Origin of the sequence: Marinobacter persicus, from assembly GCF_002934325.1 — a bacterium.
Classification (GTDB): Bacteria; Pseudomonadota; Gammaproteobacteria; order Pseudomonadales; family Oleiphilaceae; genus Marinobacter; species Marinobacter persicus_A.
Genome location: NZ_PTIV01000004.1, coordinates 64,904 through 78,594 on the forward strand (window position 1 = coordinate 64,904; position 13,691 = coordinate 78,594).

The window sequence follows — 13,691 nt, forward strand, 5'->3', positions numbered from 1 at the left end:
TGCTTGGCTCTGAGGTCAATGGGCCGGGTTGGGCTGTGGCACCAGGAACGGTCCCATCACCAGATAATCCAGCGCACCCTGCATAAACGCCCGGGCCGCATCCTCCGGGCTATTCACGATCGGTTCCTCATGCATGTTGAAACTCGTATTGATCAGGCTGGGAATGCCGCTGAGCTTTTCGTATTCCGCCAGAATGTCGTAGTAGCCAGGATTCACCTCCCGACGAATCAACTGCGGCCGGGCGGTGCCATCCACGTGCACCGCCGCCGGGCAGGTTTCGCGCATGAAGTCGGTACAATCGAACGTGATGGTCATGAATTCGGCGGCGTGGTCGGCGCCCTTGATGTTGTGGTAACAGCGCTCGCGGGCTTCAAAGAGCGTGACGGGGGCGAAGGGCATGAACTCGGTCCGACCCAACCGCTTGTTCAGCCACTGGTTCACTTCTGGCTCCCTGGCGTGGTAGAGGATGGAACGGTTGCCAAGTGCCCGTGGCCCGTATTCCATGCGCCCGTCAAAGCGCGCGACCACATTGCCTTCGTGAACCAGGCGCGCGACTTCGGCAGCCAGATGTTCAGGGCGCTGGTAAGCCAATCCCCTTGCCTTGAGTGCGGTTTCCATCTGTGCCTCGGAGTAATCCGGCCCTAAATAGGCACTGCTGATCGATTCTTTAACGCCTCCGGGCCAGGTGTGATAAAGCGCGGCACCGGTACCGCAACCGCCGTCCCCCATGTTCGGGTAGATAAAGATGTTATTGACACCCTCAATCTCGAAAATCCGCTGGTTGAGCTTGACGTTGGCGGTGACCCCTCCGGAAAGCACCAGATTGCCGATACCGGTTTTCTGAACCCAGTAGCGGATATAGTCGGTAGCCAGCTTTTCCAACACATACTGATAGGCGGCCGCAACGTCGATTTTGGGAAACTTGGAGGCCAGGTATCGGGAAAAATAGACGTTGTTGGCCTCATAGATGCGGAAATCGCCCGGCAACTGTTTGACCCGGGCCAGCAAGACATCACCCAGGATGGTGGGATCGCCATAAGAGGCCAGCCCGACAATCTTGCCCTCGTGACGACTGGGGCGAAAACCGAGGCTGGACGTCACGTGCTCATAGAGCGTGCCCAGTGAATTGGGAAACGGCAACCCATGCAGGCGCCGTATCTTGCCGTTATCCGCTTCACTGATTGAGCCGGCCAGACCACTGCCATAGCCGTCCAGTGTGACGCACAGGGCACGATCATAACCGCTGCAGAGATAGCTATTAGCCGCGTGCGACAGGTGGTGGTCCATGCGCTTGACGGGTTTGCGCCAGCCGTTGCGCTCCAGGCCGTTTTCCAGGTCTTTCTGCCAGTGCCGGAAACTATCGGTGGCGTATTCCGCCCACTGCCGTGAGCCTTTCAGTGCCGCGTTGTTGGACGCGATTTTCTGGGCACCCGCCATGCTGTAGAACGAACTGTGCAGGAACCCCTTCTCCATCATTGCGTTGGGGTGTTCAAGGCCATGAATAGGCTGGTTTCGCTCGGGCACTTTTTCCAGGGCCGAACGGATCTGACTGCTCAGGTCCGCCGGCTGAAAGCCGCGAAGAAATGCCTTCTCCTGCTCCAGGTTATCCAGGTAAAGCCGCTGTTCGTTTTCCCAGGTTAGGAACGGATAACAAACCTGGTCCATGTCGGACAGTTTGAGCCCGGTCCAGGCCAGGGCCTTCTCGAGGGCCTGCTGTGGAAAGCCATCCTGCTGTTTGGTTCGGGAAAACCGCTCTTCCCCGGCGGCAAACAGGATTTCCCCGTCTTCCACAATGGCAACCGTTGAGTCCTTGTCCAGAGGAGAGATACCGAGCACTCTCATAGCCTGTTCTCCCTGATAAGACGGTGCAGGCCCGTTGGCGTGGTGGCCTGGCCGCCCAGTTCGTTGAAGAAAAAGTCGAAAAACCGACGAAAGCGGTCAATAAAATCCGTTAGCTGTTCATCGTCCTGCACATATTCGGTGTTGCCCGGCACCACACTGGGGCTGTGAAAACTCCAAGTGAAACTGCGCAGGCCTTGCCGATACAGGGCACGAACCAGCCGTATGTGTTCACCGGTGGTGAAGCCCTCTGGCGAGAGCATCAGTCGGTCCACCGCGCCGACACGGGAGAGAACGCCCGGCGCCCGGAACTTTTTCAAGGCCAGGCCGGCTTCATACACGGGTAACGCGGCACGACCGGACCAGCCGACGAAACCGCCGGTGCAGGGAAGCTCCAGCATGGGGTTGTCAGCTTCACCAAACCAGAATGGCCAGGCATCAAACCGCCGATAATCCGGCCCCCCGTCAGACCGCGAGTCCAGTGGCGGACAAATAGAAAGGTCAATGTGAAACCCCAGTTCCTGCAATGTTCGCCCGGTGTTGGGTCCAAAGCCGTAACGCCCGGCCTTGTAGGCCACCGGCAGCACACCCAGGTTCTGTTGGATGGTGTCTCGCAGCAGGCTCAGTTTTTGTCTCTCCAGCTCTGCTGGCAGGTTGCCGGGATAGGTATTGGCGCGAGTCAAAGCCTCGCTCACCGGCGGATTCACCCAAGGATGCAAGTGAGCGCCAATTTCACACCGGCCCTCTTCGACGTATGCCTTCAGCTTGCGGTAGCCACCGGGCTTGCTGGCGATGGGATAATCAATGACATAACAGGGCGTTATCCCGTATTCATCAAAAACATCCTGAACACGGTCAATACTGTCCATGGCGGTCACGCGGTCAGCGGCGGAATCCGGCTCGGCCCGCCAGTCAAACTCCTCCTCGGTGTCCACCACCGCGATCAACTGGGGAGGCAGGTCTGCCGGCAACTCGATACTGCGTCTGTTTTCGAACATGATTCCCTTCTGCCCGTTACCTGGTTAACGCCTTTCCATCAGGCTGAAATTGCGGGTCAGGAAGACCCGCAGCCCGTATTCATCGCGGTCACTACCCTCCTGATCATCCCGTAACCAGGCCTGGTTCAGCTCAAGCCCCAACCGCACATCCTCGGCCAGCCGCCGGGTTACCCCGAGACTCAAACGGTGGATTTGCACCTGAATATCGCCGGAATCCTCACCGGCTTCGGCTTGCCAGCTGTAGCTGGCCAGGAATTCGTGCACCCGGGTGATATCCACTGACAGGTTAAGGCTGGTCCGATACTCGTGGGTTTTGGCGTCGGAAAGTTCGGACTCGAGCATTGACGCCTCCGCCAGCATTGAGAAGCGGCAGATGCGGCACAGACGTGAGGTATTGTGGGCAACCAGAACAGAGTCCGTGGTCACCAGATCCTGGAGCTGAATCGTATCAGGCAGGAACGACAGTTCTTCCGGCAAGTCCAGAGACAGATCCGTGGCGCTGTCCGACAGCCGACGCTCGTAACGAACCGTTGTACTGCTATCCGTGGTCGACCAGATTCGGGAGACGTGGCCGGTAACCGCTTCACTTTCATTCGTAACCCGGTCGCCGGGAAATTCAGTCTCCGACCAGCTGCCACCGGCGGCAATACTGAACCAGCCGGTTTCGAGCTGGCGTTCATAGCCCAACTCGGCGTTGTCGATGGTGGTGTCCACTCCCTGGCTCTCGGACCAACTGCGGCGAGTGGTTAACAGCCCGGTTGATCGCGCCGACAACCGGCGCCTCAAATCCGCCCCGGTGGTCCAGGACTTTTCGTCCTCCAGGTCACCGCTACCAAAGCTTTTGCCCGCCTGGCCCGACAGACGAAGCGAAGTCACCTCGCCCGGCTGGAAAGTCAGCCCGGCGCCACCCCGAACCGTGTGGCGGGTATCGTAATCCCCGGCATTGAGAACAAAACCGGTATCGTTACGGACCGACTGGACCGAATGGCCCAGGTTGAAATCCATGATGCTGGAGGGATCGGCGTATTGATACCGGGAGGCACCGGTAATGGAGCTGTCGTCGGTCTGGTCGCCATTGGGCAGACTTCGCCGGGTTGTCAGCCTGCCGCCGTAACGGAGGTCCAGATTGTTGGCGCCACTACTCATGGAGCCGCCAATGTCGCCCGAGACACCAGCACTGGGCTTGGTGTTGCTTTCCTCACCCGTGCCAGTGTCCAGCCGGGTGTGAACAACGCCACCAAACACACTAGCCGAGCCACTGATGCTATCTATCGCATCCGACGCCGACTGCCCGAGAACCGGCGCTGAAAAGGCAAGACTGCCGGCAATCAGCAGGCAACCGGCCTGCCTGTAAGAATCGTCCCTGGCATTCATTGTTCTACTCCTGAAAGACCAGACCGGAAAATTTCTGCAGATCCACCGCTTCCACGCATTCACTCACCACATCGGCGGTGACATCGCCAAAGGGCACGCCAAAGACCACCTGATCGGCAAATCGCTCGAGAATTCGGGCCTCAGTGCTTCTGCGAATGGGAGGGGCGTTGACGATGATGCAGCGGTCAGAATACCGGCGCTTCAGTTCCTCCATCAGTTCACGCATGCGCACCGAAGAAAACAGCTCAACCGCCGATGACGCCTGGGTACCCGCCGGCACCACCGTCAGGCGATCGACACCACTGGGATACAGGATGGATTTCACCGACAACGACGAATCGGCTACGTAATCCGTCACACCGGAATTCATGGGTACCGACACCAGCTCTTTGAGTTCTGCGTGGTACGGGTCGCAATCCACCAGCAGGGCCGAGGTATGGGCGTCCATGGCGAAGGCAGCCGCCAGGTTGAATGCCGTCAGCACCGAACCGCCCTGATGAGTCAGACTGCTGTACAGCACGGTGAAATTGCCATCGTCATCCGCCCGGTTGCGCAATTGGATGCGCCATTCACGGTAGGCATCCATGACCCGCTTGTCCGGCATGGCCGGATAGATGATTTTGCGCTCCCTGAGTTGGGCATGAGACCAGGGTCGGGGATTGGCGATCATGCCAAGCGACACCGCTGAATCGTAAACCGTGGGGCGATGATCCGCGTTGTCCGTCTTCAGTAAGGGCGGCTCTGGATAACGGCGTGAAGACTCGGCAAAAGGCCGCTCCCGCCGGAAATTCTCCTCGGCCCGGGCTTCACCTGGCGCCGGTTCCGCCGGCTGTTCCTTCTGGCTCTTGAGCAACGCCCGATAAAGCTTGCTGTCGTCCATCACTGACCTCCCCGGCCCAGCATTTCATTGATTTTCGAAATCAGCTGCTCGGGTGTCACGCCCATCACGCTGAACATGAGGAATGCCAGGTAGCCGACCATAAACAGACCCAGCACGAACACCAGGAACAGCACGTCTTTTCTCAACAGACGGTCTTTCCAGGTACTGCTGTAATGGGGGATGGTCGCCATCACCGGAATGGACGGCGGCAGGGCCAACTGCAAGGCCCGTGGTGAACGCAGGCGCTGATCCAGCATTACCAGCATGGCCAGCAGCCCCATCACCGTAGCACTGCCAAGGAACGGGCCGGCAATGCCGATCTGGTACAACTGCAGGCCATCCCAGGTCACCGGATAAGACGCGGGTTCCTGAATCCGATAGCTACCGCCCTCACCCTGAACATCCAGCGTCATGGTGAGGCGCGCCCGCTCCCGGCGTTGCAGCATGTCTTCATAGACATCCCGCGTCACGTCGTAATCCCGTGTCAGCTCTGCCAGCTCAGCCTCATTGGCGGCAACCTTGTCACCCCGCTCGAAGGCCTCATCCAGCAGCCCCTGTAACGATTCCAGGCGTTTTTCCTGTACCGCCAGGCGGGTGGTTGCCTCAGCCAGCTGAAGCTTCAGGCTCTCGTAGGTGGGGTTTTCCATCACCTCGGTCCGGCCCACGTCGGTCTCTTCGGCGGTACCGCTAGCGAGCTGCTCTTCCAGCTCAGCGATCTGCGCGTTTACCGCCACCACATCGGGATGGCGCTCTTGATACTGAAGCAGCAGGCTGTCTTTCTTCTGGCGCAAAGCTTCCAGGCGACGGGCAGTCGTGGACAGGCCGCCATCAACCGCAACCCGCCGCACGGGCTCTTCATTTGCGAGCTGTTTACGCGTCAATTCAATCTGCGACCGGCTCTGTTCGATTTCCAGTTTCAGATTCTCAATGTCACCACGAAGCCGCTCAATGCGAGCATTCACATTGCCTTCGGTGCCATCCTGATTACGAATCCGGAAATCTTTCAGGCGCTGCTCGGCGGCCTCCAACTGTCGCTGGTAGGCTTTGACCTGAGAGTCGATAAACTCATAGGCGCTCTGGCTCTCGGAGCGTTTCTTGCGCGCGGTCCGTTCCAGGAACCGGTCCAATACCGTGCTCAGCACCTGGAACGACTGTTCCGGACTGCTGCTGCGGTAACTCAGCTCCAGAAAGCTTCTGTTACTCACCCGCAGGTTCACCTGGTCACGCAGCTCGGCGATGGCCCCATTGCGCTGCTGATCGGATTGGTTACTGGTAATCAGGCCCGTATCCAAAGCCACCTGTTCCAGGAAGCTCCGGCTCTCGATGGTTTCCCGGGCCTCGTTGATGCGGTCCAGTTGAGTCACCTCGGCCTGGCCTCGAAGCAGTGGCTCAAGGATGCTGCTCTGGTCGGCATAGAGCACCGCCTCCGAGGTATAGGTTTTTGGTGTGATATACCCCACTGCCAGTACTCCGGCAGTGACCACCATGAACACAACTGCCGCCAGGACGCGCTTGCGATACAGCTCAAGCCTGACGGCACGGAGCGTATCCAGCAGAAATTGAAGGTCCATCAGAGTTCCCCACGAAACAGCTGCTTACGAGGCACACTAATCACATCACCGGGTTGCAGGGCGTGGTTGTAGGTCATGTCGCCGTCACGCAACATGGCGCCCAGATCCAGCTCCCAGGTCTTGTATTCACCGTTGACCATCCTTGAGAGCGTGGCTCGACCGTCGGCGGCAAAATCCGTGAGGCCGCCCGCCATCAGCACCAGGTCCAGCACCGTCATCCCGGGCTGGAAGGCCACGGACTGTGGTGAAGTGACCTGACCGGTAATGCGCACCCGATTGCGGAATTCCTTACTCACCGGATTGGTCACCATCACGGTAACTTCCGGCGTCCGGATGTATTCGGACAAGCCTGCGGTAATTTCCGAGGCCAGGGCCTCGGGTTCTTTGCCCTCGGCTTTCACATCCCCCATCAGGGGCAGTGAAATGTAGCCGTCGGGTCTCACCACAATGGCTTGTCCCAGCTCGGGATTACGCCAGACATGCACGGTAATGGTGTCCCCCACCCCAATCTCATAGGGGTCGGCTTCCAGTTCCGAAGCGGGCGGCATCTTGTCGGAGGATGGTATCCCCGAGCAGGCCGTCAGCAGGAGGGCTGCCAGCACAAGCAGTCCGTTTCTGAATTGACTCAAGATACCCATAGAACCTCCCGTTCCTTTGTCTTTGCCAGGTCTGTCAGTCAATGTACGCCCTTGCCAAGCAACACCACCTCGACGGTCTGAATCATGATCAGAAAATCCATCAACAGGCTGTGATTCTTAGAGTAGTACAGGTCGTACTCGAGTTTGCCCCGGGCGTCTTCAATAGACGCGCCATAGGGATAATTCAGCTGCGCCCACCCCATCAGGCCGGGGCGGACATAGTGCCGGGTGTCATAAAAAGGAATTTTTTCTTTCAGTTCGGCCACAAACTCGGGCCGCTCTGGCCGGGGGCCAACAAAGCTCATGTCGCCCCGGATTACGTTGTAGATCTGTGGCAGCTCATCGAGGCGAGTATTGCGGATGAAGGCCCCGACCCGCGTCACGCGGTTGTCGTTAGCCGACGCCCAGCGGGCCTTGCCATCCTTTTCCGCGTCCTGACGCATGCTGCGGAATTTGTAGATGCGGAATTCCCGGCCCAGCTGGCCTACTCGCTTCTGGCTATAGAGAATCGGGCGACCGGTCTCCAGAACAATGGCCAAGGCGGTTAACAACATGAAGGGAATCGCAATCGCCAGCAGCACAAGGCTGAGTACCAGGTCTGTCAACCGCTTGGTCCACTGGACAAAACGCGACACCCGGAAACCTTCGGAAAACACAATCCAGGATGGGTGTACCAGCTCCAACTTCACCTTCCTCAGCTCCCGCTCGTAGAAATCAATGGCGTTGGTCACGGCAATCCCCCGCAGCTTGCACTCCATTAATTCCGGAACCGGCAGCCAGCCACCTTCGCTGCGCCGCCGCTCCTGGGGCGCAATCACAATTTCGGAGATGCGATTCTTGCGGCAATACTGGTAAAGATCCGCCGGGGTGGTGAGCAACCGGTCTTCAGCCACAACAGGCTCACTGGTATCCGCCAGGCAGCCGACCACCCGTATTCCCATTGCCCGCATGTTGGCGTCGTAATCATCCAGTAAGTCCTGGGCGGCCGTTCCAGCGCCGAAAACCACCACCCGGCGAACCAGTTGCTGAGAATCCACCATGGCCAGGAACAGCCGCCGCAGCACGATCACCACAAAGGTACAGATCAACACCGCCCAGAACAGGTTGGTGCTGCCTGGGTCCATGGCCGGCAGAAAGGCGTAGACCAGTGCCAGCGCAATACCGCCAAGAAAGCAGTAAGCCACCAGCGTGCGGAAATACAGTTGAGAAAGGGTTTCCCGAACAATCTCGGCGTAACCGCCCATGGCCAGCGTCCCCAGACTCAGAATGGCGGCAAACAGGAGCGATGCCGACAACACTCCCTCTGGGCCGGGCGGAACACTCTGCGGGGCGTAGACACCTGTCAGGACAATAAACACGCCCAGCAGAACCGCAAACTCAATCACCGCCAGCACCAGATAAGGGATATGGAGGTAGTGCTTTCGAAAACGGATATAGGACACGTCGAACTTCCTTGTCAGTTCTCTGACTGCTGAGAAACTGTACTTAACAAGTTTTTGTATCTTTTTGTAAAGTTATTTTACACTTCTTTATAGCCCATCAAACATTGTGTTTCCAACAAGGAAGAAAAATCATGTCGGATCGGACCCAATCAGCCCAACCGTTGCACGCCATGAGTGTCGATGTGGAGGATTATTTCCACGTTGCCGCGCTGTCGAATGTGGTCCCCCGGGACAGCTGGTCAAGCCAGCCACTACGGGTGCGGGAGAACACCGAACGCCTGCTGGCGCTGTTCGAGCGCTATCATGTCAAGGCCACGTTCTTTGTATTGGGCTGGGTCGCGGAGCACTGCCCGGATCTGGTTCGGGAGATTGACCGAGCCGGCCACGAAATCGCCTCTCACGGTTACAGTCATCAGTTGATTTACCGCCAGACCCCGGAGGAATTTCGTCAAGAAACTCGACACTCCAAGCAGCTATTGGAGGATCTGACCGGCAAACCCGTGGTTGGATATCGGGCAGCCAGCTATTCCATTACCCGGGATTCGCTCTGGGCACTGGATATCCTGGTGGAATGCGGTTTCAAATGGGATTCAAGCATTTTCCCGGTACATCACGACAAGTACGGCATCCCCGGTTCTCCCTCCACGCCTTACACGCTTAAGACCGACAAGGGAGCAATCCTGCAGGAGTTCCCGCTTACCACCGCGAAAATCCTGGGGATGCCGATACCCGCCGCCGGCGGGGGTTACTTCCGGCAATTCCCCTACCCACTGTTCCGACATCTGTTTGCTCAGGCATCGGGCTTCGGGATTCGGCCACAGATCTTCTACCTGCACCCCTGGGAGGTCGACCCCGGTCAGCCCAGGTTCAACAACGCCAGCTGGCTTTCCCGTTTTCGGCACTACACTAATCTGGACAAGTGTGAAAAACGTCTGGAACGCCTGCTGCAGGATTTCCGGTTTGGCACCGTCAGCGACAGTTTTGCCGCCTGTCCAACGGATCAGCCGGTGGTGAGCACACGACAAATGCTGGCATTGGCCTGACAAGGGATTTGACTATGTATCTGGACTTTTTTGGCCTGCACCGTCACCCCTTCCGGATTACCCCGGAGGACGATTTCATCTACATGAGCCAGCAACACTCGCGGGCCTATGTGTACATGTCGTCCGCCATCTGGAGCTCTGAGGGGTTCGTGGTGATCAGCGGTGAAATCGGCTCGGGTAAAACCACCCTGCTGAAAAAGACGGTTCGTAACCTGGAAGGTAACCTTAAGCTGCTGAACATTTCCTATACCAATCTCGAATCCCGGGACCTGTTTGCGTTGATCCTTCGCAAAGCCGGGATCGAGGTAACGGAAGACACCAAGGTGGCCATGCTGTTCCAGATTACCGAGTACCTGGAAAAAATGGCCGCCGCCGGTACCCCGGTGATACTGGCCATCGACGAAGCCCAGAACCTGACCCGGGAGAACTTGGAAGACATACGGATGCTGACTGGCATGGAGAGTATGGGGGGGCCTTCGATGCGGGTGATCCTGCTGGGCCAGCCGGAGCTGCGACAGGCCATCACCGCCATTCCTCAGCTGGCGCAGCGCGTGAAACTGTTCTTTCACCTTGAAGGGCTGTCGCAGGCGGAAACGGCCGAGTACATCGATTATCGCCTGCTGGTCTCCGGCCACGGTGGCAACCGGTTGTTTGATGACGAGACGGTGCGCGAGATTCACGATATCAGTGGCGGGATTCCGCGATTAATCAACAAGCTGTGTGATGGCATGTTGATGTGCGCGTATTCCGAGGACCGCCCCTTCATTGATCCGTACGATTTGAAGTCCATTCGCACCGAATTGCTCGGTGAAGAGCCGGACCTGGCCCAACGGAAGAAGCCGGCTCCACGATCACAAACCATACCCCGGGACAACATACCGACGCTGGGTGCGGAATCATCACCCATGACAGACCGTCAGTGGCGCACGGTAGCCGGCAGCCTGGAGCGCATTGCCGACGCGCTGGAACGGATCGAATCCCGCCTCGCCGTGCGGGATTCGGAAACCTCCTGAGCCAACGGGGTCAGATCACAAACAAACTGGAGAATTCAGACACGGGCGTGTTTTCCAGCGCTCTCTGATCCCGGCAGAGTTCGAAAATGGTCTCACAACGCGTGGCAGGAAAGCGGGTCGCCAGGTTGGCCCGGAATTTCTCTTCGAGCAGCGGAATGCCCTCCTCACGACGCCGGCGATGGCCAATCGGGTACTCCACAGCCACTTGATCCGTGCTCGACCCGTCCTTGAAGAACACCTGGATGGCATTGGCAATGGAGCGCTTGTCTTCCTCCAGGTATTCCCGGGTATAGCGCTCGTCTTCCACCACTTCCATCTTGTCACGCAGCTCGTCGATTTCCGGATGCGCCTCGTGGAAGCTGTCCTCGTAATGCTCGGCGGTCAGGCTGCCAAAAATCAGGGGCACCGCCGTCATGTACTGCAGGCAGTGGTCCCGGTCTGCGGGGTTAGCCAGCTTGCCAACCTTGGAGATGATGCGGATGGCGGATTCGTGAGTGGTGATCACGATTTTATCGATCTCACTAAGGCGATCCTTTACCTCCGGGTGCAGCGTTACCGCGGCCTCGGCGGCGGTCTGGGCATGGAATTCCGCCGGGAAGGAAATCTTGAACAGCACGTTTTCCATCACGTAACTGCCAAACGGCTGTGGCAGTGAAAACTGGCGTTTGTCTTCCGGTTTGAGCTTCTGGTCCTTGTTGGTCTTGCTGAACAGCACGTCGTAGAAGCCCCACTGGGGGGCGGTCAGCACGCCGGGAATGCCCATTTCCCCGCGCATGGCCATATCGGCCAGTCGCACGCCCCGGCTACTGGCATCACCCGCTGCCCATGATTTGCGGGAGCCGGCATTGGGCGCGTGGCGGTAAGTGCGAAGCGCTTGGCCATCCACCCACGCGTGGGACAATGCCGAAAGGATCTGCTCCCGATTGGCGCCCATGAGCTTGGCCGCCACGGCGGTGGAGGCGACTTTCACCAGCACCACGTGATCCAGCCCGACACGGTTAAAGGAGTTTTCCAGCGCCAGCACGCCCTGGATTTCGTGGGCCATGATCATGGCTTCCAGCACGTCCTTCATCACCAGAGGTGCCTTCCCCTCGGCGATACGCTTCTGGGAAAGATAATCAGCCACAGCCAGGATCGCCCCCAGATTATCCGAGGGGTGGCCCCACTCAGCCGCCAGCCAAGTGTCGTTGTAATCCAGCCAGCGCACGATGCAGCCAATATCCCAGGCGGCTTTCACCGGGTCCAGCCGGAAGGGCGTGCCCGGGACGCGGGCCCCGTTAGGGACGGTGGTACCTTCAACCATGGGCCCCAGATGTTTGGTGCATTCCGGGAATCGCAGGGCCAGCAATCCACATCCTATGGTATCAATCAGGCAGTTACGGGCCGTGTTCCAAGCCTCGTCACTATCGATCTCATAGCTAAGTACATAGTCCGCGATTTGCTGCAACACCTGGTCGTAATCCGGGCGTTCATTGACATCAAACGTTGCTGACATAGCTGGCCTCCTTTCGGACGCAATAGAAATAAAAAAGCCCCTGGCGACGCCCCGCTATCCAAAGAATAGACGGTTTGTTGCTCAGGGGCACAATCGGTCACAGCTAACCGATTCACTTCCTGCAAGGGCTTACGTCATCTCATTGGCTCTGGATGACGCCTCCTTGATCAAAACGTATCGCCGGGAACCCGGACATTCCCTTCCATGATGATCCGGGCGCTGCGGCTCATGATGGCCTTGGTGGCGGTCCACTGGCCGTCCACCTGTGATGCTTCAGCGCCTACACGCAAGGTACCGGACGGATGACCGAAAGTCACATGCTTGCGGTCGCCGCCACCGGCAGCAAGGTTCACCAACGTGCCGGGTACTGCGGAGGCAGTGGCAATGGCCACGGCAGCCGTGCCCATCATAGCGTGGTGCAGTTTGCCCATGGACAGCGCACGTACCAGCAGGTCCACGTCATCGGGAGTGATGGTCTTGCCGCTTGAGGCCACGTAATCCACCGGTTTGGCGACAAACGCCACTTTCGGCGTGTGCTGCCGATTGGCGGCTTCACTGATGTCCTTGATCAGGCCCATCTTTACGGCACCGTGGGCACGGATGGTTTCAAACCGGTCCAGCGCCTGCACGTCGTTATTGATGGCTTCCTGCAGCTCGGTGCCGGTATAGCCGATTTCCTCCGCGTTCAGGAAGATGGTCGGAATACCGGCGTTGATCATGGTCGCCTTAAGGGTGCCGACACCCGGCACTTCAAGGTCGTCCACAACGTTGCCAGTCGGGAACATGGCGCCATCGCCGTCGGCCGGGTCCATGAACTCCACTTCGATTTCTGCCGCCGGGAAGGTGACCCCGTCCAGCTCGAAATCGCCGGTTTCCTGGACTTCACCATCGGTGATGGGCACGTGGGCCACAATGGTTTTCTGGATGTTGGCCTGCCAGATACGCACCGTGCAGACGCCGTTTTCCGGAATCCGCTCTTTCGGCACAAAACCGCCATGAATGGCAAACGCACCAACGGCGGCGGTCAGGTTGCCGCAGTTACCGCTCCAGTCCACAAACGGCTTGTCGATGGACACCTGACCGAACAGGTAATCCACGTCGTGATCGGGCTGGGTGGGTGCCGCCAAAATCACCGATTTGCTGGTGCTGGAGGTGGCGTTACCCAGGCCATCGATCTGCTTCTGGTAGGGATCGGGGCTGCCGATTACCCGCAGCAGCAACTTGTCACGGGCCTCACCCGGAACCTGGCACGGCTCCGGAAGGTCCTGCAGGCGGAAAAACACGCCTTTACTGGTGCCGCCACGCATGTAGGTGGCCGGTACCTTAATTTGCTTCGGGAAACTCATGGGAATGCCTCTTTTTAAAGCATTTTTTGCCACGGAATCCACGGAAAACACG

The 13,691-nt window shown here is 58.4% G+C and carries 11 protein-coding genes; 2 read left to right on the forward strand and 9 right to left on the reverse strand.

The annotated features are described in order from the left end of the window. Positions 1 to 15: 15 nt before the first annotated feature. From BY454_RS03455 to BY454_RS03485, 7 genes are all read right to left on the reverse strand, one after another. Complete coding sequence (locus tag BY454_RS03455; RefSeq protein ID WP_104415314.1) at positions 16 to 1,842, reverse strand: carbamoyltransferase family protein; 1,827 nt, start codon at positions 1,840 to 1,842, stop codon at positions 16 to 18. Continuing rightward, positions 1,839 to 2,837 carry a polysaccharide deacetylase family protein gene (locus BY454_RS03460; protein WP_104415313.1) on the reverse strand — a complete coding sequence of 333 codons (999 nt, stop codon included), beginning with the start codon at positions 2,835 to 2,837 and terminating at the stop codon, positions 1,839 to 1,841. Before BY454_RS03460 ends, BY454_RS03455 begins: the two co-directional genes overlap by 4 nt. A 24-nt stretch (positions 2,838 to 2,861) precedes the next feature. Then, positions 2,862 to 4,211, reverse strand: a complete 1,350-nt coding sequence (locus tag BY454_RS03465; protein WP_104415312.1) for a hypothetical protein — start codon at positions 4,209 to 4,211, stop codon at positions 2,862 to 2,864. 4 nt (positions 4,212 to 4,215) lie between these two features. Further along, a complete protein-coding gene (locus BY454_RS03470; protein ID WP_104415311.1) occupies positions 4,216 to 5,091 on the reverse strand; it encodes a polysaccharide biosynthesis protein in 876 nt (291 codons plus the stop codon). Beyond that, positions 5,091 to 6,662 (reverse strand): XrtA system polysaccharide chain length determinant, encoded by a 1,572-nt coding sequence (locus BY454_RS03475; protein WP_104415310.1) that lies wholly within the window; start codon positions 6,660 to 6,662, stop codon positions 5,091 to 5,093. The genes BY454_RS03470 and BY454_RS03475 overlap by 1 nt, the downstream gene beginning before the upstream one ends. Continuing rightward, complete coding sequence (locus BY454_RS03480) at positions 6,662 to 7,264, reverse strand: XrtA/PEP-CTERM system exopolysaccharide export protein (protein WP_258075549.1); 603 nt, start codon at positions 7,262 to 7,264, stop codon at positions 6,662 to 6,664. The genes BY454_RS03475 and BY454_RS03480 overlap by 1 nt, the downstream gene beginning before the upstream one ends. A gap of 74 nt (positions 7,265 to 7,338) precedes the next feature. Further along, positions 7,339 to 8,742, reverse strand: a complete 1,404-nt coding sequence (locus tag BY454_RS03485; protein WP_104415309.1) for a TIGR03013 family XrtA/PEP-CTERM system glycosyltransferase — start codon at positions 8,740 to 8,742, stop codon at positions 7,339 to 7,341. A gap of 131 nt (positions 8,743 to 8,873) precedes the next feature. Here BY454_RS03485 and BY454_RS03490 point away from each other — a divergent pair, with 131 nt between their 5' ends. Continuing rightward, complete coding sequence (locus BY454_RS03490; protein WP_258075550.1) at positions 8,874 to 9,785, forward strand: XrtA system polysaccharide deacetylase; 912 nt, start codon at positions 8,874 to 8,876, stop codon at positions 9,783 to 9,785. Between the two features lie 14 nt (positions 9,786 to 9,799). Beyond that, positions 9,800 to 10,798, forward strand: coding sequence for an ExeA family protein (locus tag BY454_RS03495; RefSeq protein ID WP_104415308.1), 999 nt, complete (start codon positions 9,800 to 9,802; stop codon positions 10,796 to 10,798). A 10-nt stretch (positions 10,799 to 10,808) separates the two neighbouring features. Here BY454_RS03495 and prpD read toward each other — a convergent pair whose 3' ends face one another. Next, on the reverse strand, positions 10,809 to 12,293 hold the full coding sequence (prpD, locus tag BY454_RS03500; RefSeq protein WP_104415307.1) for a 2-methylcitrate dehydratase: 1,485 nt from the start codon (positions 12,291 to 12,293) through the stop codon (positions 10,809 to 10,811). Between the two features lie 167 nt (positions 12,294 to 12,460). Beyond that, positions 12,461 to 13,639, reverse strand: a complete 1,179-nt coding sequence (gene prpF / locus BY454_RS03505; protein WP_104415306.1) for a 2-methylaconitate cis-trans isomerase PrpF — start codon at positions 13,637 to 13,639, stop codon at positions 12,461 to 12,463. Positions 13,640 to 13,691 lie beyond the last annotated feature (52 nt).